General features: G+C 69.1%; 20 protein-coding genes and 1 tRNA gene. 3 read left to right on the top strand and 18 right to left on the bottom strand.

The features are described 5' to 3' along the window. The first annotated feature begins 34 nt into the window (after positions 1 to 34). Positions 35 to 1960: a M13-type metalloendopeptidase gene (locus AB0N22_RS01955; RefSeq protein WP_364639160.1), complete on the top strand. Its 1926-nt coding sequence runs from the start codon at positions 35 to 37 to the stop codon at positions 1958 to 1960. 118 nt (positions 1961 to 2078) lie between these two features. Beyond that, entirely contained in the window at positions 2079 to 3299 is a 1221-nt protein-coding gene (locus tag AB0N22_RS01950; protein ID WP_364639157.1) for an MFS transporter, read from the top strand. Here the strand turns inward: AB0N22_RS01950 and AB0N22_RS01945 are convergent, their stop codons facing one another. The 17 genes from AB0N22_RS01945 to AB0N22_RS01865 all read right to left on the bottom strand — a co-directional run bounded on the left by AB0N22_RS01945 (position 3300) and on the right by AB0N22_RS01865 (position 19858). After that, positions 3300 to 4457 (bottom strand): hypothetical protein, encoded by a 1158-nt coding sequence (locus tag AB0N22_RS01945; RefSeq protein WP_364635340.1) that lies wholly within the window; start codon positions 4455 to 4457, stop codon positions 3300 to 3302. Between the two features lie 2 nt (positions 4458 to 4459). After that, positions 4460 to 5269, bottom strand: coding sequence for a DUF5819 family protein (locus tag AB0N22_RS01940; protein ID WP_364635337.1), 810 nt, complete (start codon positions 5267 to 5269; stop codon positions 4460 to 4462). 103 nt (positions 5270 to 5372) lie between these two features. Further along, complete coding sequence (locus AB0N22_RS01935) at positions 5373 to 6788, bottom strand: LPXTG cell wall anchor domain-containing protein (RefSeq protein WP_364635334.1); 1416 nt, start codon at positions 6786 to 6788, stop codon at positions 5373 to 5375. Positions 6789 to 6981: 193 nt separating this feature from the next. Further along, positions 6982 to 7749 (bottom strand): hypothetical protein, encoded by a 768-nt coding sequence (locus AB0N22_RS01930; protein WP_364635331.1) that lies wholly within the window; start codon positions 7747 to 7749, stop codon positions 6982 to 6984. Between the two features lie 61 nt (positions 7750 to 7810). Continuing rightward, entirely contained in the window at positions 7811 to 9334 is a 1524-nt protein-coding gene (locus AB0N22_RS01925; RefSeq protein ID WP_364635328.1) for an alpha/beta hydrolase, read from the bottom strand. A gap of 342 nt (positions 9335 to 9676) precedes the next feature. Beyond that, positions 9677 to 9749, bottom strand: a tRNA-Ala gene (locus AB0N22_RS01920). 64 nt (positions 9750 to 9813) lie between these two features. Further along, positions 9814 to 10461 carry a histidine phosphatase family protein gene (locus AB0N22_RS01915; RefSeq protein ID WP_364635325.1) on the bottom strand — a complete coding sequence of 216 codons (648 nt, stop codon included), beginning with the start codon at positions 10459 to 10461 and terminating at the stop codon, positions 9814 to 9816. Next, positions 10458 to 10811, bottom strand: coding sequence for a ribosome silencing factor (gene rsfS, locus AB0N22_RS01910; protein ID WP_364635322.1), 354 nt, complete (start codon positions 10809 to 10811; stop codon positions 10458 to 10460). Before rsfS ends, AB0N22_RS01915 begins: the two co-directional genes overlap by 4 nt. After that, the gene (gene nadD / locus AB0N22_RS01905) at positions 10808 to 11437 is read right to left on the bottom strand and encodes a nicotinate-nucleotide adenylyltransferase (protein ID WP_364635320.1); all 630 of its coding nucleotides are present in this window, start codon (positions 11435 to 11437) and stop codon (positions 10808 to 10810) included. The genes rsfS and nadD overlap by 4 nt, the downstream gene beginning before the upstream one ends. 5 nt (positions 11438 to 11442) lie before the next feature. Next, the gene (locus AB0N22_RS01900) at positions 11443 to 11586 is read right to left on the bottom strand and encodes a hypothetical protein (RefSeq protein ID WP_364635319.1); all 144 of its coding nucleotides are present in this window, start codon (positions 11584 to 11586) and stop codon (positions 11443 to 11445) included. 12 nt (positions 11587 to 11598) lie between these two features. Then, positions 11599 to 12846 carry a glutamate-5-semialdehyde dehydrogenase gene (locus AB0N22_RS01895; RefSeq protein ID WP_364635316.1) on the bottom strand — a complete coding sequence of 416 codons (1248 nt, stop codon included), beginning with the start codon at positions 12844 to 12846 and terminating at the stop codon, positions 11599 to 11601. A 22-nt stretch (positions 12847 to 12868) separates the two neighbouring features. After that, positions 12869 to 13957 carry a glutamate 5-kinase gene (proB, locus tag AB0N22_RS01890; protein ID WP_364635313.1) on the bottom strand — a complete coding sequence of 363 codons (1089 nt, stop codon included), beginning with the start codon at positions 13955 to 13957 and terminating at the stop codon, positions 12869 to 12871. Continuing rightward, a complete protein-coding gene (gene obgE / locus AB0N22_RS01885; RefSeq protein WP_364635310.1) occupies positions 13957 to 15525 on the bottom strand; it encodes a GTPase ObgE in 1569 nt (522 codons plus the stop codon). The genes proB and obgE overlap by 1 nt, the downstream gene beginning before the upstream one ends. 131 nt (positions 15526 to 15656) lie before the next feature. Beyond that, the gene (rpmA, locus tag AB0N22_RS01880) at positions 15657 to 15920 is read right to left on the bottom strand and encodes a 50S ribosomal protein L27 (protein WP_364635308.1); all 264 of its coding nucleotides are present in this window, start codon (positions 15918 to 15920) and stop codon (positions 15657 to 15659) included. Between the two features lie 12 nt (positions 15921 to 15932). Beyond that, a complete protein-coding gene (rplU, locus tag AB0N22_RS01875) occupies positions 15933 to 16241 on the bottom strand; it encodes a 50S ribosomal protein L21 (protein ID WP_364639154.1) in 309 nt (102 codons plus the stop codon). 95 nt (positions 16242 to 16336) lie between these two features. Next, positions 16337 to 18928: an Rne/Rng family ribonuclease gene (locus tag AB0N22_RS01870; RefSeq protein ID WP_364635305.1), complete on the bottom strand. Its 2592-nt coding sequence runs from the start codon at positions 18926 to 18928 to the stop codon at positions 16337 to 16339. Between the two features lie 165 nt (positions 18929 to 19093). Further along, positions 19094 to 19858, bottom strand: coding sequence for a TIGR03936 family radical SAM-associated protein (locus AB0N22_RS01865; RefSeq protein ID WP_364635302.1), 765 nt, complete (start codon positions 19856 to 19858; stop codon positions 19094 to 19096). A 109-nt stretch (positions 19859 to 19967) separates the two neighbouring features. Between AB0N22_RS01865 and AB0N22_RS01860 the strand changes: the two genes are divergently transcribed. Beyond that, complete coding sequence (locus AB0N22_RS01860; protein ID WP_364635299.1) at positions 19968 to 21191, top strand: MFS transporter; 1224 nt, start codon at positions 19968 to 19970, stop codon at positions 21189 to 21191. Here the strand turns inward: AB0N22_RS01860 and AB0N22_RS01855 are convergent. Then, on the bottom strand, positions 21181 to 21375 hold the full coding sequence (locus AB0N22_RS01855) for a hypothetical protein (RefSeq protein WP_364635296.1): 195 nt from the start codon (positions 21373 to 21375) through the stop codon (positions 21181 to 21183). The two genes, AB0N22_RS01860 and AB0N22_RS01855, sit on opposite strands and share 11 nt — an antisense overlap. Positions 21376 to 21511 lie beyond the last annotated feature (136 nt).

Below are 21511 nucleotides of genomic sequence, written 5' to 3'. Positions count from 1 at the left end.
TGTGTAGCCTACTGGCGTGACCCACGGCATCGACATGACCCAGTTCGACCCCTCCATCCGGGTTCAAGACGACCTGTTTCGCCACGTGAACGGCCCGTGGCTACGGACCGCGGAGATCCAGCCCGACCGCGCCACCGCGGGCTCGTTCGTCACCCTCGTCGACGAGTCAGAAGCCAAGGTCCGCGAGATCATCGAGAGCGCCAGCAAGGCGCCCGAGGACGACGAGCAGCGCAAGATCGGCGACCTCTACGCCAGCTTCATGGACGAGGAGCGCGTCGAGCAGCTCGGCGCGACCCCGCTCCAGGGCGAGCTCGCCCAGGTCGACGCCATCTCCGACATCCCGGCATTCGTCTCGACCCTCGGTGCCCTCGACCGGCAGGGCGTCGGCAGCGTGTTCGGCATGTACATCGGGCCCGACAGCGGTCAGCCCGACCGCTACGTGACCCACCTGGGCCAGGGCGGCATCGGCCTGCCCGACGAGTCCTACTACCGCGAGGAGGGTTCCGCCGCGATCCGCGAGGCGTACGTCAGCCACCTCACGACGATGCTCGGCCTCGGCGGACTCGACGACCCAGCAGGCCGCGCCCAGCGGATCATGGACCTCGAGACCCGCTTGGCGACGTTCCACTGGGACCGGGTCGAGTCCCGCGACGCGCAGAAGACGTACAACCTCCTGGCCCTCGACGGCCTGAAGTCCCTGACCCCCTCGTTCGACTGGCTCCTGTGGTCCAGCGCCGCCAAGATCCCCGAACCCGTGGTCGCCGAGATCGTCGTGGCTCAGCCCTCCTACCTCGAGGGACTTGAGACCCTGCTCGTCCCGGCCGAGCTCGAGGCCTGGAAGGACTGGCTGCGCTGGCAGGTCATCCACAGCGCGTCGCCCTACCTCTCGTCGGCGTTCGTCGAGGCCAACTTCGAGTTCTACGGCAAGACGCTCAGCGGCACCGACGAGCTGCGGCCCCGCTGGAAGCGCGGCGTGGGCTTCGTCGAGGGCGCCATGGGCGAGGCAGTCGGCAAGATCTACGTCCGCAGCGAGTTCCCGCCCGCCTCCAAGGAGCGGATGACCGAGCTGATCGACAACCTCCTCGAGGCCTACCGCCAGAGCATCTCGGCCCTGCCTTGGATGAGCGACGAGACCAAGAAGCGTGCGCACGACAAGCTCGACACCTTCAACCCCAAGATCGGGCACCCTGACGAGTTCAAGGACTATTCCGCGCTCGAGACCGCGCCGGACGACCTGCTCGGCAACGCCCGACGCGCGATCGCCGTGGCCACCGACCGCGAGCTCGCCAAGATCGGCTCCCCGATCGACCGCGACGAGTGGTACATGACGCCGCAGACCGTCAACGCCTACTACAACCCGACGATGAACGAGATCGTCTTCCCCGCCGCGATCCTGCAGCCGCCCTTCTTCCACGCCGACGCCGACGACGCGGTCAACTACGGGGCGATCGGCGCCGTCATCGGTCACGAGATCGGGCACGGCTTCGACGACCAGGGCTCCCAGTACGACGGGTCCGGAGCGCTGCGCAACTGGTGGACCGACGAGGACCGCGAGTCCTTCGAGAAGCTGACCTCGGCCCTCATCGCCCAGTACGACGCCCTCTCCCCCGAGGGCGCCGACGACCGTACGGTCAACGGCTCGCTCACGATCGGCGAGAACATCGGGGACCTGGGCGGCCTCGGCATCGCCTACCGTGCGTTCCGGCTCACCCAGCCCGACGACGCCGAGATCGACGGACTCACCCCCGACCAGCGGTTCTTCATCTCATGGGCGCAGGCGTGGCAGTCCAAGGTCCGCCCCGCCGAGACCGTCCGCCGCCTGACGATCGACCCGCACTCGCCCCCGGAGTTCCGCTGCAACCAGGTGGTCCGCAACATCGACGCGTTCTACGACGCCTTCGGCGTCACCGCCGACGACGAGCTCTGGCTCGACGAGCAGGAGCGCGTGACGATCTGGTAGGTGGCGCGACTTCGTCGCTTCAGCGGCTCGTTCCTCGCCGCTGCCGGGCTTCGCCCGGGCCACTGCCATCGCTCGCTGGCGCTCGCTCGGCCCATGCGTGCGTTAGGTTGCTCACGTGATGGAGACAGCTCCCGTAGTTGATCCGGCTCAGCGGCGCATCGTCACGGTGCTCTCGCTCGTGCAGGTCGTCGGTGGTGTCGGCAACGGCGCGGGCCTCGCCGTCGGAGCGCTCCTGGTCAAGGACGTCAGTGGGTCGTCCGGCTGGGCCGGCATGGCCGTCGTCATGCTGACCCTCGGAGCAGCCGGCTTCACGATGCCGCTGTCGTCGATCGCTGCGCGCACCGGGCGGCGTCCGGCACTTGCACTCGGCTGGCTCCTCGGGGCCTCCGGCGCAGGTGTCATCATCGCCGGCGCCGAGATCGAGTCCTTGCCCGTCCTCCTGGCCGGTCTGCTGCTGTTCGGTGCCAGCACGGCAGCGAATCTGCAGTCCCGCTTCGCCGCCGTCGACCGCGCCGCGCCGGGACAGGTCGGCCTCGCGCTCTCCTTGGTCGTCTGGTCCACGACTGTCGGCGCCGTCATCGGACCCAACCTCACCGGCCCCGGAGCCACGGTCGCCGACGCCGTCGGGCTGCCGGACCTGGCCGGCCCCATGCTGTTCTCGGCCGCCGGCTTCGCCGTCGCCGGCCTGCTCACCGCGCTGCTCCTGCGCCCTGACCCGCTCATCCGGGTCGAGGGCGCCAAACCGGCCGCGCGCGGCGTCAGGGCGGCCTTGCCCCACGTCCGCGGCCGCGCCGCCACGGCGATCTTCGCCATCGCGGCCTCGCACGCGGTCATGGTCGCCGTCATGGCACTGACTCCGGTGCACATGGAGGACCACGGCGCCAGCCTCAACGTCATCGGCCTCACGATCAGCCTGCACATCGCCGGCATGTTCGCCCTGTCGCCCCTCATGGGCGTCCTGAGTGATCGCTGGGGTGCCGACCGCACGATCCTGCTCGGTCAGTCGATCCTGCTGCTCGCGGTCTTCGTCGCCGGCACCTCCGGGCACTCCGAGGTCCAGATCACCGTCGGACTGACGATCCTCGGCATCGGCTGGTCCGCCTCGGTCATCGCCGGGGCCGCGATGCTGACCCAGGCCATCGCGGTCGTCGACCGACCCGTCGTGCAGGGGTTCTCGGACCTCTCGATGAACCTCGCCGGCGCGCTCGGCGGCCTGCTGGCCGGCATCGTCGTCGCCCTCAGCGGCTTCGGGACGCTCAACGCAGCGGCAGCCGTGCTGACGGTGCCGGTCATCGGCCTGGTGCTGGCCGGCCGGCGCGTCGCTGCCGCCGTCGCCTAGCTAGCCGGGCTGGTCGGCGGGACCGCTGCGCACCAGGCTGGGTTCCCGTTCCTTGACGCCTTGGCCGTCGTCCTCGGCGCCGCGGCCGTCCTTGGATCGTCCCGGCAGCTTGTCGACGATCGGGTCGGCGACGTCCCAGAACAGGTCGGCGACGGGTCGCAGCTTGGCGCGTATCCATCTGTCGAACAGCACGAAGGTCGCCGTGCTGACGAAGATCGCGTCGAACGCGATCATCGACAGCGAGAACCACGGCAGGGCCATGAAGACCGCGATCGAGAGGTGGAACATGATCGCGCAGAAGATGGCGATGCGTCGCGCGACGGGATGCAGCAGAGCCAGGCCGAAGCCGATCTGCACGACCATGGCGACGTACGTGCCGAGACCCACCATGACGCCGAAGTGGGTCATCGCGTCGGTCAGGAACGGGAACGGCTTGTACTCCTGCAGCTGCATCGGATAGTAGATCGCGGTGCCGTGGTACCAGAGCGAGCCCTGTGCCTTGAACCAGCCCGCCGAGAAGTAGATCATGATGAGCTGCCACCCGAGCGCGATGAGCACGACGTTGTGGATGCCGTTGGTCAGCCACAGGGGCAGCACGCGCTGGTTGTTGTAGAAGTTCTTGAGCACCGAGCCGACGCCGTCGTTGGGCGCGGCCTCGGTTCGCGCTCGTCTGCGCGCATCGAGCGACCAGTGCTCGTTGATGTGCATGAACAGCAGCAGGAACAGACCGACACGCAGGATGTTGTCACCCTGGTCACCGAGGACCGGGATGCGCTCGATGATCGACATGTGGCCGATCAGCATGAGGACGCCGACCACGCGGCTGTGCCAGCCCAGCACGAACAGCAGGGCGAGCAGGATGACGAACAGGTAGTAGAACAAGAACGTCGTGTTGCCCATGTGGCTCACGATCAGGCGCGGCGGCCAGTAGATCGCATCGTCCTGGAGCGGCTTGTTCCAGACCGACCCTTGGCCGAACATCAGGTTGCGCACGCGGAAGTTGGTGATCAGGATGCCCATCACCGAGCAACCGGCGAGGATACGGGCCAGCGAGGCACCGTAGATCGATCGCTTGTCGGTCAGGAGCCACGCCTCGAACCGGTCGTACCACTCGTTGACCAGGTCGAGCCCGCGGGAAGCGACGGAGGGCTGGGACATGCTCACTCACCGCCCTTCGTCGACTTCGGCGCCTTGCGGACATAGCCGTCGAAGGCGGCCTGCGCATCGGCGTTGCCGGGCAGCGCCTTGCGGACCCCGATGCGGTAGTAGGTGAACGGCACGTCGAGGAAGTTCTCCTCGTTGCGCCTGCTGTAGTTGGGGACCGAACGGTGTCCCACCTGGAACTCGACCGCCGAGACGCCCTTGCCCCAGCGGGCGTTCGCATACATCGTGCCGAAGCGGGTCAACATCTCGTCGTTGTCGATGTACTGGTCGATGTTGGCCTTGCCCTGCAGGCCCTTGGTGTTGCCCTGCTCCAACAGCTGCCTCAGCTTGCTGCGCGGCGACGTGATGAGGGATCCGCCGATCAGGATCCGCTGCCGCTTGTTGAACTGGCCGACCGTCGAGTTGATGTTGCCGCCGAGGCGGCGGGTCGCGGAGTGGAACCGCGAAGGATTGACGAGGTACTTGATCCGCTGGTCCTCTTCGGCCGTGATGTCGTACCACTCGGTGACGCGGCTGTCGTCACTGCCGGGCAGTCCGTAGTAGGCCCTGAGCTTGACGTTCTCGCCGCCACGTCGCGGAGTCGGGGCGAAGACGGACCACGACTGCTCGAACGGGAACACATCGTTGTTGATGTATCCATAGAGGTTCTCGCCACCGACCGCGTCGCGGAACGGGTTGGGCGGCTGGATCCAGATCGTGATCAACGCGGTGTGGATGGCGAACACCACACCGATGCCGACGATCACCAGACGACGCCCGATCGATGGGATGGGTGTCGCGTGCTGCGATGCTTTCGGCTCTTCCACTCTCACGTGTCCTTACGTGCCAGACGCTGCCCACGACTACGCCGAAGCGTAGCCGTGGACAGCGTCGGATGCTGTCTGATCAGGCTCGTGTTGCTCGCCGAGCTCAGGCCTGCTGGCGGCGACGTGCGCTGAAGATGACCGCGCCACCTGCAGCGACGAGGACACCACCGGCTGCGAGCAGACCGAGGTTCGAGCCACCGGTGTCCGGCAGCGCATCGTCGTCGCAGTCCTCAGCGGCGGCCTTGAACTGCGTCGCGCTCAGGATGCTCGTCGTGCTGGTGCCGGTGAGGCCGGTCACCAGGACACCCTCGAGAGCGCCCTCGACAGCGACGGCGTCGATGTCGGTGTCGCCCGTGATGGAGTTGGTGCTGGCCACGGCGTCGAGGTCGAGGCCGGCGACAGCCGAACCGTCCGTCTCGGTGCCGGTGGCCGCGAGACCCGCGACGCCCACCGAGTTGGGGCTGGCAACCGCGACACCGTCGAGGTTGGTGGTGACGAGCTCGCCGTCGGTGGTCGTGCCATCGGCATCGGCCGTGACGGCCTCGATGCCGGCAACGCCGACCGAGTTGTTGGCGGCGATCGCGTCGGCGTCGAGGCCGGCGACGACTTCACCGTCGGTGTCCTCGCCCGTCGTGCTGGTCACGGCCGTGATGCCCTGGACGCCGACCGAGTTGGTCTCGGCGACGGCGACACCGTCGAGGTTCGACGTGACGAGCTCGCCCTGCGTCTGCGTTCCGGCGACAGCTTCGAGGCCGGTCGTGCCGTCGACGTCGACGGCGATCGAGTTGGTGGCGGCCACGGCGTCGAGATCGAGGCCGGCGGCTACTTCGCCGTCGGTCTCCACGCCGGTCGTGCTGGTGGCCAGGATGCCGTCGAGCGCGGCGGAGTTGGTCGCTGCGATGGCAACGCCATCGAGGTCAGTGGTGACGAGCTCACCATCGGTCTCGGCGCCGGTCACGGCCTCGATGCTCTCCTCGCCGGCGACGTTGGTCGCGACGGAGTTGGTCGAGGAGACGGCGTCGAGGTCGAGGCCCACGGCAACGGTGCCGTCGGTCTCGGTGCTGGTGGCGATCGCGCCGTCCGCGATGGTCGAGTTGGTCGACGCAACAGCGTCGATGTCGAGGTTCTGCGTGACCAGCGTGCCGTCGACCTGCGTGGCCGTGGTCAGCACGCCCTCGGTGGTGTTGACGGCGTTGGGGCTGGAGATCGCGACACCATCGATGAGGAGGACGAGCTCGCCGTCGACGTCATCACCATCGGCGTCGACATCGACGTTGGTGGCGTCGAGAGCGTCAGCGTCGGCGTTGACATTCGTGTCGGTGTCAGCGTCGGTGTCGGCGTCAGCGTCCGTGTCGGCGTCTGCATCGGTGTCGGCGCTGGTGTCCGCGCTGTCGTCCACGCAGCTGTCGGCCGTCACGAGGCTCGCGGGGGCAGCGCTAGCGCTGCCGGCGAAGCCGATCGACGTGCCGGAAGCCAGGACCAGGGTTCCGAGCGCCATGGTGGCTTTGCGGATCTTCATGCGTTTCCTCGTCATTTCTGCGTGTTCACGGGAGTTCTGGGACTACGTGCAGTGCGCCGGCGCCGCGTGGTGCGACACAAGCCAGTGAAAAATTACCACACCTCGTGATGCTTCCGAGACATTCGGTCGCTTCTTCGAGCCTAATTGATGTGAAGCACATCACCACTTGAACAACGAGTTCGGCGGCCTGGGGTTATTGCGAGGCCGCGACGATCTGGACCTGCTCGTCGACCTGGACCTGGATCCCCGACTCGAAGGCAGCGAGGCGCTGGAACAGCTCGACGGGGCGGTCTCCGAGCTGGAAGAAGAACGCCTCCTGGTCGTCGATCTTCTCGGCACCGTCCTTGGTCTGGGCGATGACGTCGTCCGCATACGTCACGAGATCCAGCTTCAGGAGCCGAGATCCCTCGGGGACACTCTGCTTCTCGACCTGCGAGCGTGCCTTCTTGTACGCGGGAAGGACCCGTTCGCGGAGCGGATCGCCGTTCAGCACCGGGTCGTCTCCCAGGAGAGTGCCCGGACGCAGGCCGACCAGCTTCTTGCCGGCAGCGATGAACTTCGAGTCCGGGATCGCCCTCTTGCGCAGGTAGGTCTCCAGGTCGGCCAGCGACTGAAGCGCTGCCCGTCGCCGATCCTCGGCCGACTGGTAGTCGTCACTGTGCTCGCGCCCGTACGACGTGGTGCCTCTCTCTCCGAGCTCCGGTGCCCCTCTCAGCTTCGCCTGGGCCAGCTTCAGCAGCGCCGGATAGCCGTCCTGGTCCGCGTCGTGCTTGCTGGCGATGTCGGCCGCCGCGTCGGAGACATAGCGACTCACGGCCCTGTCGAAACGCTGGGCCACCGCGTCAGCCGCCCGGATCTCGTCACGCTGCTCGGGCGACTTCGCGACGACCGACCCGAGACCGGCCAGGACGAGGCCGATGACGAACGTCGCCAGGACGGCGAGCCGCAGTCGTGACCTCATGACTCCAGTGTGCGGCTGAGCGGGGTCCTTGCGTCGTCGCGGCCCCCGTCGTGCCCCCGGTTCACTCCGTGTCATCACACGTGACCGGTCCGCTGGGCTCTTCGTTGAACACCAGGTAACGCTCGACGACCCGGTCCACGCACGCGTTGCCCACGCCGTACCCCGTGTGGCCATCGCCCTTGCGGGTCACCAGGATTCCGCTCGACAGGTCCTCGGCCAAGGACTCGGACCACTCGTATGGCGTGGCCGGGTCCCGCGTCGAGCCGATCACCACGATCGGCGCGGCACCCTCGGCGCTGACCGGCTGCTGCGGGTGCTCCGAGGTCGCCGCCCAGTCCTGGCACTCCGCAGCGGACCAGGCCATGACCCCGCCGAAGACGGGCGACGCCTTCGAGTAGTCCGGAAGTCGACGCACGATGGTGTCGTCGTCCGGAGCCTTCGGGAAGTCGAGGCACCGGATCGCGAAGAACGCCTGGGCGCTGTTGTCCTTGTAGGTGCCGTCCTGCCGCCGGCCGTAGTACTGGTCGCTCAACGCCAGCAGGACGGTTCCATCCCCGAATCCAGCTCGGACCAGCCCCGTCGTCAGGACGTCCCAGCTGTCGGGGTCGTACATCGCGTAGGCGATGCCGTAGATCGCGGCTCCCTCGGTGAGCTTGCGGTCGAAGCGGGTCTCGATCGACTTGTCCTCCAGCGCGTCGAGGAGCTCGAGGATGTTGTCGTTCGCGGCGTCCTTGTCCTCCCCGAGGGGGCAGCTGCCGCCCTCGAGGCAGTCCGCGACGTACGCCTTGAGGGCCCGCTGGAAGCTCTTGGTCTGGTCGAGCCCCTGCCGCTCCTTCGAACGGGACGGGTCGACGGCGCCGTCGAGCACCAGCGCGCCCGACCGCTTCGGGAACAGCTCGGCGTACGTCGCTCCCAGCTGCGTGCCGTAGGAAGCGCCGTAGTAGGTCAGCTTCTTCTGCCCCATCAGGGCGCGCAGGACGTCGAGGTCCCGCGCCGCCTCCTCGGTCGTGACGTGCGAGGCCAGTGCGCCGGAGTTCTTGACGCACGCCTTGCTGAGCTTGCGGAACCCGTCCCCCAGCTTGTCGACGAGCTTGAGCGTGTCAGGGTCTGGGTCCATCGCGATGAGCTTGTCGAACGTCGCGTCGGTCTGGCAGGTCACGGGATCGCTGCGCCCCACCCCCCGGGGGTCGAAGCCGACGATGTCGCGCTCCCGGCGAAGCTCCTTGGACGTCAGGGACGCGAACTGGTCGACGAACCCGACACCCGATCCGCCGGGGCCGCCGGGGTTGATGAACACGCGGGCGTCCGTGTCGGAGAGAGCCGGGCGAAGCTTGACCCGCAGCCGGATGGTCTCGCCGGCGGGCTCCTCGTAGTCGAGCGGCACACGCACCCACGTGCAGATGGAACGGCCGCACGGGTCCCAGTCCAGCTTCTGGTCGTAGAAGCGCTCCAGGCCGGCGGGCGCCTTCTCCCCGGTCGCGACCGGGATCAGGTCCGCCTCGGTGCCGCGATCCCCCACGTACGCCGCAACGATGATGATCCCGGCCATCATGGCGGCGATGCCGAAGCTGATGCGGGCGAGCACGGGTGGCGGAACCTTCCTGGTTCGACGGGGCGGCCACCAGCCTAGGGTGTGCGTTCTCGTGCGCGGGCGATCAGGGGTGCGTGGCGTGTGCAACGGGAGACCGCTCGCGCGCTCCTCCCCGAATCGCTAGCCATACGCAACGAAGAAGGACCCCCAGAGCAAAGAGCGCTCTGGGGGTCCTTCTTCGTTGTGGAGCATAGGAGACTCCGTCGCGCGCTCGCGCTCTGGCACCACCGACGTACCCACCAGACCCGGGAGACCGCTCGCGCGCTCCTCCCCGAATCACCAGTCCCATACACGCCAGAAGGCCCGGGCAAAGAGCGCCCGGGCCTTCTGATCGTGTGGAGCATAGGAGATTCGAACTCCTGACCTCTTCCATGCCATGGAAGCGCGCTACCAACTGCGCCAATGCCCCGCTGTGGCCCGTGTGTTGGGCCTCGCCAATGCTAGCCGCTGACCCCGGGCAAGCCCAAACCGGGTCACTCGTCGTCGGACAGGACCGGCTCCGGCAGGGTCCCCGCGTTCCATTCGGTGAGCCGCCACATGGACCAGTCCTTGTGGCTGGACTCCTCGAGGACCGACCACGAGCAGTTGCCAAGCCCTCCGAAGGTCGCCCAGTGCGACTCGGGGATGTCGAGGAAGGCGCACGCTCCCGTGCGCAGGACGGCACCGTGTGCCACCACCACCATGACCCCGCCGGCCGGCAGGTCCTCGAGCAGGTCGTGCAGCGCCGCGGCGAACCGCTCCCCTGCCTGCCGGTGCGTCTCGCTCCCGGGAATCTGCGTCTCGTCGCCGTCGACCCACGCCTGCATCCCGTCGGGGAACGTCGTCCACGCCTCGCGCCAGGTGAGGCCTTCGCGCTCCCCGAAGTTGAGCTCCCGGAGGCGGGGGTCGAGCTCGACCCGGCCACCTGTCACGTCAGCGAGCGCGCGGGCGGTGTCGGCAGCGCGTACGAGGTCGGAGCTGACGATCCGGTCGGGCCGGAGCGCGGCCAGGCGCGACGCAGCGGCCTTGGCCTGCGCCAGGCCGACCTCGTCGAGCGGGATGTCACTCTGGCCCTGCACGCGGCCCTCGACGTTCCACTGCGTACGTCCGTGGCGCCAGAGGATGACCTGGCGGGTCGTCATGACAACGGGACCAGGGGGCAGTCGCTCCAGAGCCGCTCGAGGGCGTAGAAGACCCGCTCGTCCTGGTGCTGGACGTGCACGACGATGTCGGAGAAGTCGAGCAGGACCCATCGGCCCTCGCGCTCACCCTCACGGCGTACGGCCTTGGCGCCGAGCTCGATCATGCGCTCCTCAATGGCGTCCTGGACGGCCCTGACCTGACGCGGGCTCGACGCCGAGCAGAGCAGGAAGACGTCGGTGATCGCCAACAGCTCCGAGACGTCGAACGCGATGATGTCCTGCGCGAGCTTGTCCTCTGCAGCGGCGGCCGCAGCCTTGGTGAGCTCGACGGCTCGATCAGTGGCGCTCATGCTTCGGCCTTCCGGTAGAGCTCGTGCTTGCCGATGTACTGGACGACGCCGTCCGGCACCAGGTACCAGACCGGCTCGCCGTTCTCGACGCGCTGTCGGCAGTCCGTCGACGAGATGGTCAGGGCGGGGATCTCCACGAGGGTGATGCGGTCCTTGGGCAGGCCCTCGAGGGTGACCTCGGTGAGCTCGTGGCCAGGGCGGGTGCAGCCCACGAAGTGCGCCAGCGTGAAGAGCTCCTCGTGGTCCTGCCAGGTCAGCAGGGCGGCCATCGCGTCGGCTCCCGTGATGAAGTAGAGATCTGCATCGGGATGCAGCGCCGTCAGCTCGCGCAGGGTGTCGATCGTGTAGGTCGGCCCGCTGCGGTCGATGTCGACCCGGCTGACCTCGAACCGCGGGTTGGCGGCTGTCGCGATGACGGTCATGAGGTAACGGTGCTCGGCCGGCGACACCGCGCGATCGGCCTTCTGCCACGGCTCCCCGGTGGGGACGAAGATGACCTCGTCGAGGTCGAACCAGGACTGGACCTCGCTCGCGGCCACGAGGTGGCCGTGATGGATCGGGTCGAACGTGCCGCCCATGATGCCGACGCGTCGGCGCTCACTTCCCGCGCGGCGGTCCCGCGTCACGTCGTTCAGGAGTGCTCGCGACCCTTGCCGAACGACAGCAGCGCGAGCATCAGGAGGACGAGGATCGCCAGGGCGATCGCGCCAACCGCGTAAGGATCGATGCCGATGTCGCGAAGGGGCTCTTCGGACGTCACGAGGTTCGAGAACATGACGTCAATCTATCAGCGGGTGTGTCCCTCGCCCACGACGACGTACGTGGTCGTGGTCATCTCGGTCAGGCCCATCGGCCCGCGGGCGTGCAGCTTCTGCGTCGAGATGCCGATCTCGGCGCCGAAGCCGAACTCACCCCCGTCGGTGAACCGCGTCGACGCGTTGACCATGACCGCCGCGGAGTCCACACCGGTGGTGAACCGTCCTGAAGCGGCCAAGGACGAGGTGACGATGGCCTCGGTGTGGCCGGAGGAGAACGTACGGATGTGGTCGATCGCGTCGTCGATCGAGTCGACGACGCGGGCGGAGATGTCCAGCGAGAGGTACTCGGTGGCGTAGTCCTCGTCGGTGGCCGGGACGACGTCGTCGTGAACCGCCCCGAAGGACGCGTCACCGTGGATCGTCACGCCGGCCTCGCGCAGCGCCGCCACGACGCGCGGCAGGAACGCGTCGGCGACGGCCTTGTGCACGAGGAGCGACTCGGCGGCGTTGCACACGCTCGTCCGGTGGGTCTTGGAGTTGAGGACGATGTCGAGCGCCATGTCGAGGTCCGCGTCCGCGTCGACGTAGACGTGGCAGTTGCCGACGCCGGTCTCGATGACGGGCACCGTCGACTCCTCGACGACGGCTCGGATGAGGCCCGCACCACCACGCGGGATCACGAGGTCGACGAGCCCGCGTGCCTGCATCAGGTGCGTCGCCGAGGACCGGTCGTCTGCGGGGATCATCTGGATCGCGTCGGCGGGCAGGTCGGCCACCTCGAGCGCACCGCGCATGACCTCGATGATCGCGGCGTTGGAGCGGGCTGCCGACGCCGAGCCACGCAGCAGCACCGCGCTGCCGGCCTTGAGGCAGATCCCCGCGGCGTCGGCCGTCACGTTGGGCCGGCCTTCGTAGATCATCCCGATCACGCCCATCGGCACCCGGACCTGCTGCATGCGGAGGCCGTTGGGCAAGGTCGCCCCGCGTACGACCTCTCCGACGGGGTCCGGCAACGCCGCGATGTCGCGCAGGCCGTCGGCGAAGGCCGCCACGCGAGCGGGGTCGAGCCGGAGCCGGTCGATCACGTGCTCCCCTGTGCCGCCGGCGCGGGCGGCCTCGACGTCGAGGTCGTTGGCCGAGACGATCGCATCCGTGGCGGCAACCAGTGCGTCAGCCATGACGTGGAGCGCGGCGTCCTTGCCGGCTCGTGTGGTCACGGCGAGGACGGCTGCGGCGGTACGGGCGCGGCGGGCAGCGGTGTGGACCTGCTCCTTCATACGACAATCCTAGGAGCCATGGTCAGATCACCATCATGTCGTCGCGGTGCACGACCTCGCGCTCGTACTCGGCACCGAGCTCAGCGGCGAGGTCACGCGTCGATCGGCCAAGGAGCGACGGCAGCTCAGCGCTGTCGTAGTTGACGATGCCGCGGGCGATGACGACGTCGTCCGGGCCGATCAGGTCGACCGGGTCGCCGGCGACGAACGTGCCGGTGACTCCGGTGATGCCGGCGGGAAGCAAGGAGGCCTTGCGGACGGTCAAGGCCCGCACCGCGCCGGCGTCGAGGTGGACACCGCCCTTGGTGTTGCTGGCGTGGGCCAGCCAGAGCAGCCGCGTGGGTCGGCGGCGACCCGTGGGGTGGAACCGGGTGCCGACGGGCCTGCCCTCGAGCGCCGCGCCGGCCTGCGGAGCCGACGTCAGGACGACCGGGATGCCGGCGCCGGTGGCGATGCGTGCCGCCTCGACCTTGGTGACCATCCCCCCGGTCCCGATCGCGGAGGCACTGGGCCGCACGATGTCGAGCTCGGCGATGTCGGCCTCGCCGTGGACGTCCGCGATGATGCGCGCGCCCTCGCGCCGCGGGTCACCGTCGTACAGCCCGTCGACGTCCGACAGCAGGACGAGCAGGTCGGCGTGGACCAGGTGTGACACGAGAGCCGCCAGCCGGTCGTTGTCGCCGAACCGGATCTCGCTCGTCGCCACGGTGTCGTTCTCGTTGACGATCGGCACGACGCCGAGCTCCAGGAGCCGGGCGAAGGTCTGGTAGGCGTTGCGGTAATGGCTGCGCCGCGTGACGTCGTCGGCGGTCAGCAGGACCTGACCGACGACGAGGTCGTGGCGGGCGAACCGTTGCGCGTAGCGCGCGATGAGGGCGCCCTGTCCCACGCTCGCGGCCGCCTGCTGGGTTGCGAGGTCGCGCGGACGGCGAGGCAGGGCGAGCGGCGCGAGCCCCGCGGCGATCGCGCCGGAGCTCACGAGCACGATCTCGTCGCCGCGATCCCGGCCCGCAGCGAGAGCATCGACCAATGCGTCGACGCGCTGGCCGTCCAGGCCGCCCTCAGCAGAGCTGAGCGACGACGAACCCACCTTGACCACGATGCGGGTCATCAGCGCGGGTCCTCGGAGGCGCCATCACCGTCCAGTTCAGCACCGTCGGCGACGTCGTCGGCCAGCGACGGATCGTCCTCGGGGAAGCTCCAGTCCGGCTCCTGTCCCACTTCGCGCGCCTCGCGCTTCTCGGCCTCGTACGCCCGCCTGGCGGCGAGCTCCTCGCGACGCTGCACGTTGGTCCGGCGATCCGACTGGTCGATGCGCAGGTCCTCGCCGCGCCGGCCCAGGACCTCGGCACCGGCCGGGATCTGCGGGTCGAAGTCGAACATGACCGCGTCGTCCTCGTCGCCGATGATGACGTCGTCGCCGGCCTTGGCACCGAGCTTGAGCAGCTCGTCCTCGACACCGAGCCGGTTGAGCCGGTCGGCGAGGAAGCCGACGGCCTCGTCGTTGCTGAAGTCGGTCTGGCGCACCCACCGCTTGGGCTTGTCGCCCCGCACGATCCACTGGCCGTCGCGCTGGGTGATGGTGAACTCGCGGCCCACCCCGGCCTCGGCCTTGGGCCGCAGCACGATGCGGGTCACCTCGGCGACCGGCGTCTCCGCGCGGCGCGAGGCGACGATCTCGGCCATCGCGAACGACAGCTCGCGCAGCCCGGCGTGACTCGCCGCCGAGACGTCGAAGACCTCCAAGCCTCGAGACTCGAGCTCGTCGCGGACGAACCCCGCGATCTCCTTGGCGTCGGGGACGTCGGTCTTGTTGAGCGCGACCAGGCGGGGCCGGTCGCTCAGGTCGCTGCCGGTCGCGTCGGCGTACTTCGTGAGCTCGGCCTCGATGACGTCGAGGTCGGTCAGCGGGTCGCGGCCCGGGTCGACGGTTGCGCAGTCGATGACGTGCACGAGCGCGGCACACCGCTCGACGTGACGCAGGAAGTCGTGACCCAGCCCCCGACCCTCGCTGGCTCCCTCGATGAGCCCGGGAACGTCGGCGACGGTGAACGTCGTGGAGCCGGCCGTGACGACGCCGAGGTTGGGCACGAGCGTCGTGAACGGGTAGTCGGCGATCTTGGGCCTCGCCCGCGACAGCGCCGCGATCAGGCTGGACTTGCCGGCGCTCGGGAAGCCGACGAGACCGATGTCTGCGACGACCTTGAGCTCGAGCGTGAAGACCAGCTCGTCGCCGGGCTCACCCTTGAGGGCGAAGCCGGGAGCCTTGCGCTTGGACGAGGCGAGCGCGGCATTGCCGAGCCCCCCGCGACCGCCGGCAGCGATGACCAGCTCGGTGCCGGGTCCCACCAGGTCGGCCAGCAGCTCGCCGTGCTCGTCGCGGACGACCGTGCCGTCGGGCACCCGAAGGACCAGGTCCTCGCCGTTGCTGCCGCTGCGGTTGCTGCCGGCACCGGGCGCACCGTTGGTGGCCTTGCGGTGGGGCTCGTGGTGGTAGTCGACGAGCGTCGTGACGTCCGCCCCCACGCGCAGGATGACGTCGCCGCCGTGCCCGCCGTTGCCGCCGTCAGGGCCGCCGAGGGGCTTGAACTTCTCGCGGTGGACCGAGGCCACACCGTCGCCGCCGGAGCCGGCCGTGACGTGGAGCGTCACCTTGTCGACGAAGCTGGGAACAGCCACCGGTCGCTCCTTCCGTGTGGGCCTCTAGGGACCGAGAACTCGATTGTTGCCGTGAAACGGGACGAAGGGGCAGCCCGCAGCTGCGGACCGCCCCTTCGACTCGATGTGTCTGAGAGAGTGTGCTCGCCGAACTACTCCGCCGGGACGCCGGGGACGATGTTGACGACCTTGCGCCCACGGCGGCGGCCGAACTCGACCGCGCCCGAGGACAGTGCGAAGAGCGTGTCGTCGCCGCCACGGCCGACGTTGGTGCCGGGGTGGAAGTGGGTGCCGCGCTGACGCACGATGATCTCGCCGGCGTTGACGAGCTGCCCGCCGAAGCGCTTCACGCCGAGGCGTTGCGCGTTGGAGTCGCGGCCGTTCTTGGTGGAGGCTGCGCCCTTCTTGTGTGCCATGAGTTCAGTCCTCTACTTCTTGATCCCGGTGATCTTCACCTGGGTGTACTTCTGACGATGACCCTGACGCTTCTTGTAGCCGGTCTTGTTCTTGTACTTCTGGATGACGATCTTGGGACCCTTGGACAGGCCCAGGACCTCGGCGGTCACCGTGATCTTGGCGAGCGAGTCGGCGTCGGCCGTGACGGTCTCGCCGTCGACGAACAGCACCGCGGGAAGGGACAGCGTCTCGCCCTCGGCCTGCGTGACCTTGTCGATCTGGATGACGTCGCCGACGGCTACCTTCTGCTGGTTGCCGCCACTGCGGACGATTGCGTACACCACGGGATTCCTCACTCGTTTCAGCTCTGGGGGCACGCCCGCTCGAAGAAGCGGGCCGCGCGAGAACGGCGCGCAGAGCGCACCGAAGGACTAGTTTACGGAGCCTGACCCTCGCTGGTCAAAACGGGGTTGTCCCCACCCTGTCCAGAAGGCTCAGAAGTCGTGCCGGCGACCTGGGTGCTGGCCGGTTCGACGGGCGGCGGCGGGCCGGCCGGCTTGGAGGCCGAGCCCCGCTTGCGCGAGGTCTTCTTCGCCGGTGCAGCAGCCTGGTCGTCCGGCGTGCGGTCGGCAGGCGCGACGTCGGGAGCCGGAGCGCGGTTCTCGGTCGAGGCGCCGTCCTGCGTGTCGCCGTTGCTCGGTGCGGGGTCCGCGGGCTTGTCGGGCGTGTTGCCACCCGTTGCCGCGTCGGAAGCCTGGTCGGGCTGGTTGCGGCCCGAGCCGTTGCCGCGTTTGGCGTTGCCGCCCTGGTTGCCGTTGCCGCCCTGGTTGCCGTTGCTGCCCTGGTTGCCGTTGCCGTTGCCGCCCTGGTTGCCGTTGCCGGTGCGGCCACCTCCACCGCGGCCGCCTCGGCCACCGCGACGCTGCTCGTCCTTCTTGGGCTCGACCGGGGCGTCCTGGATCATGACGCCACGACCGTTGCAGTGCTCACACTCGTGGCTGAACGACTCGAGCAGTCCCGTGCCGATGCGCTTGCGCGTCATCTGGACGAGGCCGAGCGACGTGACCTCGGCGACCTGATGACGGGTGCGGTCACGACCGAGGCACTCGACGAGGCGGCGGAGCACGAGGTCGCGGTTGCTCTCGAGCACCATGTCGATGAAGTCGACGACGATGATGCCGCCGATGTCACGCAGCCGGAGCTGGCGGACGACCTCCTCGGCTGCTTCGAGGTTGTTCTTGGTCACGGTCTCCTCGAGGTTGCCCCCGGAGCCGGTGTACTTGCCAGTGTTGACGTCGACGACCGTCATCGCCTCGGTGCGGTCGATCACGAGGGAACCGCCCGACGGCAGGAAGACCTTGCGGTCGAGGGCCTTGTGGATCTGCTCGTCGAGCCGGTACGCCGTGAAGGCGTCCTGCCCGTCCTCGGCCTCCCAGCGCCTGACCCGCTCAGCGAGGTCGGGCGCGACGTGGTCGATGTAGCCCTTGATCATGTCCCAGGCGTCGTCGCCCTCGACGACGAGACCTTGGAAGTCCTCGTTGAAGAGGTCCCGCACGACCTTGATCATCAGGTCGGGCTCGGAGTAGAGCAGCTCGGGCGCCTTGCCGGCCGCCACCTTGCCCTCGATGACCTCCCAGCGGGCCGAGAGCGCAGTGACGTCGCGCGTCAGCTGCTCCTCGGTCGCCCCCTCTGCGGCGGTGCGGACGATGACGCCGGTGTTGTCGGGCAGGACTTCCTTGAGCAGGGTCTTCAGGCGCGCTCGCTCGTTCTCGGGCAGCTTGCGCGAGATGCCACTGGTCTGACCGCCGGGCACCAGCACCAGGAACCGGCCGGGCAGGCTGATCTGGCTCGTCAGACGAGCACCCTTCTGGCCGATCGGGTCCTTGGAGACCTGGACCAGGATCGTCTGGCCGGGCTTGAGCGCATCCTCGATCTTGCGCTGCTTGCCGTTGCCCAGAGTGGTCCAGTCGACCTCACCGGCGTACAGGACGGCGTTGCGGCCGGCGCCGATGTCGACGAAGGCCGCCTCCATGCTCGGCAGGACGTTCTGGACCTTGCCGAGGTAGACGTTGCCGATGATCGAGACCTGGGACTCGCGGGCGACGTAGTGCTCGACCAGGACGTTGTCCTCGATCACGGCGATCTGCGTGTAGTCGTCACGCTGGCGCACGACCATCTCGCGCTTGACCGACTCACGACGGGCCAGGAACTCGGCCTCGGAGACGATCGGCGCGCGGCGGCGTCCGGCCTCGCGGCCCTCGCGACGGCGCTGCTTCTTGGCCTCGAGGCGGGTCGAGCCGGCGACGCCGGTGATCTCGTCCTCGGCGGTCCGCCCATTGCGTACCCGGACGACGGTGTTCTCCGGATCGTCCGGCGACGCGTCGGCGCCTTCTCCGGCACGGGCCCGGCGACGCCTGCGGCGGGTCCCGCCGTTGCCGTCGTCCTCGGAGTCGTCGTCGCTCTCGGTGTCGCCGTCGCCCGAGGCCTCGTCGCCGTCCGCATCGCCCTTGCGGCGGCGGCGGCCGCCCCGGCTGCGGCGACGCCGCTTGGGCGCGTCAGGATCGTCGTCGTCCTCGTCCTCGGCGTCGTCATCGACGTCGGACTGGGCCGGCTTGGGGCGAGCGGGCGCAAGCCCCGGCTCCGGCGCCTTGAACATCGCCGCTGTCGCGGGGACGGGCGCTGATTCGGCGGAGTCGTCCTCGTCATCCTTGGCGGCGGACTTCTTGGCCGCGGCCTTCCTGGCCGGGGCCTTCTTGACGGGTGCCTCGGTCGTGTCCTCGTCGGCACCGCCGGCCCCATCGCCGGCCCCTGCTGCCTGCTGGTCAGCCGGGGCCTTCTTGGCCGGCGCCTTCTTGGCACGGGGCTCGGCGGGAGCGTCGTCCTGGGGCGCCTGGGCCTTGGGCTCAGGCGCAGCAGGAGCGGAGAAGCTGACTGCTGCGGGCGGTCCGGCGGGGCGGCCGGCGGCCCTGCGGCGTGCGGGGGGTGTCTCGGTGGTGGATCCGGCGGGTGTCTCGTTGTCGTCGAGCATGTGCTCTCCTTCGCCCGAGGCCGATCGAGATCGGCCTGGGCACGTCTGCGGCCCGTCAAGCGGGCCTGAAGCCTTCGGTCAACCCCTGCGCCACGCGCCGGGGTGTGACGTCGATCCTTGGTCTGTCACATCAGCTCCCACATTCACCGCCGCGGTCGACACCCGTCAGGATGCGTCGCGGTCGAAGGCAAATGGATCGCCCACCGTGCCGGTCTCTGTGTCCAGAGGGCCCTGGGCCAAGCGAGTCGCGATGGGCGTCTGCTCGAGCTCGAGGCCACCGCTGGATCGGAGTCCGGCGAGAACGTCGTCCGGTCGTATCGACGGTGTGTCGTGTCGTACAACCACGGCCAGTATCGCACATGGGCCCATCCGGGTCTCGTCGGAACGCGCGGACAGGGCCAGCACGGCGTCGCGGCAGTCCAACGTGCGGAGGCCGCGCTTCATCATGCGCTCGATCAGCACCTCCTCGGTCGCGAGGAACGCCTCGACGGCAGATTGAGCGTGCTCAGGGGCCACCCCGGGCAACGCGATCTCCCAAGAGCTGGCCTCGAGACGGTCGGCCAGGGCGCCGGGCCTGGCCTCGACGACGTCGACGAGATCGAGCCCGTCGGGCAGCGCCGCGTCGAGGGACGCCCGAACGTCGTCGGGGTCGCAGCGCCTCGTCATGCCGATCTCGAGGTACTCCGCCTCGCTGGCCGCGCCCGTCGGCGACGCGTTGGCGTACGAGATCTTGGGGTGCGGCGTGAACCCCGACGAGAACGCGATCGGTATGCCGGCTCGCCTCACGGCTCGCTCGAACGCGCGGGCGAAGTCGCGATGACTCGTGAACCGCAGGCGTCCGCGCTTGGCGTAGCGGATCCGGAGCTTCTGGACGATGGGCAGCTGCGGATTCGGGGCTTCGGGGTTCGGCGTCCCCTCGAGGGTTGTCACCCGACGAGGCTACCCGCGCAGCGTCTCGGCGATCGATGCGTGGGCACGATCCCGGCCCGCGACGGACCCGGACGTCGCGGCGCTGCTGCGCAGGGCAGGATGGTGGATCGTGACCTCCGCTGCACCCCGGCCCACGACCCGGGGACGTCTGCTCGTCGGCGCCGCGATCGTGCTGCTGGCCCTCAACCTGCGGGTGGCCGTGGGCAGCGTCGGCGTCGTCCTCGGGCCGCTCCGCGACGACCTCGGGATGAGCACCACCGTCGCCGGGATCCTCACCGCCGTGCCGGTCATCTGCTTCTCGGTCTTCGGCGTGGGCGCCCACGGCGTCGTCAAACGGCTCGGGCTCCACCGCACGGCGGCCCTCGTGCTCGGCCTGGTCACGGCGGGACTCGTCCTACGGGCCTTGGTCGACACGACCGGGCTGTTCCTGGTCTTCACGACCTTGGCGCTGGCCGGGGCCGCGATGGGCAACATCATCCTTCCGCCCCTGGTCAAGGTGCACTTCCCCGACCGGATCGGGCTCATGAGCGCGCTCTACGGCGCGGCTCTGATGGCCGGCGCCAGCCTCGGCTCGTTCGCCACGGTTCCGCTGTCGGACGCGCTCGGGGGGTGGCGGGAGGGTCTCGGCCTGTGGGCGGCGCTGTCGTTCGCGGCGCTGCTCCCTTGGCTGGCCTTCCTTCGGCACGACGTACGCACCGATCCCGCGGGGCCGGAGCGGCTCGCCGCCCGTGACGTCGTCCGCTCACCCTTGACGTGGGCGATGCTGCTGCTGTTCGGCTCGCAGTCTGCGATGGCGTACGCCCAGTTCGGCTGGTTGCCCGAGATCTTGACGGAAGCCGGCCTGAGCGAGGCTCACGCCGGCGCGATGCTCGGCCTGCTGAGCAGCATCGGGATCCCGCTCACGCTGGGACTGCCGTGGCTCATGCGGGTGTTCGGGGACCGACCGGTCCTGCCGGTGGCCTTCGCGGCGGTGACCGCCGCTGGATGGCTGGGGGTGCTGCTGGCGCCGACCACGCTGACGTGGCTCTGGGCCGTTCTGCTCGGTCTCGGGGGTGGCGCCTTCACCTGGACCCTGACGATGATCGGCAAGCGCACCCGTACGGCTGCGGGCACCACCGCGCTGTCGGTCTTCACCCAGGGCCCGGGCTACCTGATCGCCGGGATCGGTCCGCTCGGGGCCGGGGTGCTGCACGACGCCACCGGTTCGTGGACCGCTCCGCTCGTCGTGCTCACAGCGCTCAGTGCAGTGATTGCGGTCTCCGGCTGGTTCGTCGCGCGGCCCGTGATGCTCGAGGACACCCTCGGACACGGGCCGCGAGGCCTCAGCAGCTGACCGGACGGGCGACGGCGAGGGTGGCGCGGCGCGTACGGGCCAGGTGGGCCATGAGGGCGAGACGATCGCCGTTGAACTGCTCGGCGACCAGGCGCTCCGCTGCGACGCGGCGGCGCTCGAGGGTCTCGGCGAGCTCACGCTCGTGCTGCTGGTGGTCGACCTGTGCGAGGTATTCGGTGATCATGATGGACTCCGTCTCTGGGGTTCTTTCGACATCACCTACATTCGTCGCTGAGGTGGCCCTGCCACATCGGGCGGATGCCTTAACTTCTGCCTGAGTCCTCACCACAGGAGGGGTCTGAGGTACCTCAGACCCGCCT

The sequence above is a fragment of the Aeromicrobium sp. NPDC092404 genome (genome assembly GCF_040684095.1).
Classification (GTDB): Bacteria; Actinomycetota; Actinomycetes; order Propionibacteriales; family Nocardioidaceae; genus Aeromicrobium.
The sequence above is the reverse complement of the archived record's forward strand: the minus strand, read 5'-3'. Positions and strand labels throughout refer to the sequence as shown.

Coding starts and splice junctions, on each gene's coding strand:
- AB0N22_RS01955 (WP_364639160.1), top strand. CDS start 35: ATGACCCAGTTCGACCCCTCCATCCGGGTTCAAGACGACCTGTTTCGC.
- AB0N22_RS01950 (WP_364639157.1), top strand. CDS start 2,079: ATGGAGACAGCTCCCGTAGTTGATCCGGCTCAGCGGCGCATCGTCACG.
- AB0N22_RS01945 (WP_364635340.1), bottom strand. CDS start 4,457: ATGTCCCAGCCCTCCGTCGCTTCCCGCGGGCTCGACCTGGTCAACGAG.
- AB0N22_RS01935 (WP_364635334.1), bottom strand. CDS start 6,788: ATGAAGATCCGCAAAGCCACCATGGCGCTCGGAACCCTGGTCCTGGCT.
- AB0N22_RS01930 (WP_364635331.1), bottom strand. CDS start 7,749: ATGAGGTCACGACTGCGGCTCGCCGTCCTGGCGACGTTCGTCATCGGC.
- AB0N22_RS01915 (WP_364635325.1), bottom strand. CDS start 10,461: ATGACGACCCGCCAGGTCATCCTCTGGCGCCACGGACGTACGCAGTGG.
- rsfS (WP_364635322.1), bottom strand. CDS start 10,811: ATGAGCGCCACTGATCGAGCCGTCGAGCTCACCAAGGCTGCGGCCGCC.
- AB0N22_RS01900 (WP_364635319.1), bottom strand. CDS start 11,586: ATGTTCTCGAACCTCGTGACGTCCGAAGAGCCCCTTCGCGACATCGGC.
- AB0N22_RS01895 (WP_364635316.1), bottom strand. CDS start 12,846: ATGAAGGAGCAGGTCCACACCGCTGCCCGCCGCGCCCGTACCGCCGCA.
- proB (WP_364635313.1), bottom strand. CDS start 13,957: ATGACCCGCATCGTGGTCAAGGTGGGTTCGTCGTCGCTCAGCTCTGCT.
- rpmA (WP_364635308.1), bottom strand. CDS start 15,920: ATGGCACACAAGAAGGGCGCAGCCTCCACCAAGAACGGCCGCGACTCC.
- AB0N22_RS01870 (WP_364635305.1), bottom strand. CDS start 18,928: ATGCTCGACGACAACGAGACACCCGCCGGATCCACCACCGAGACACCC.
- AB0N22_RS01855 (WP_364635296.1), bottom strand. CDS start 21,375: ATGATCACCGAATACCTCGCACAGGTCGACCACCAGCAGCACGAGCGT.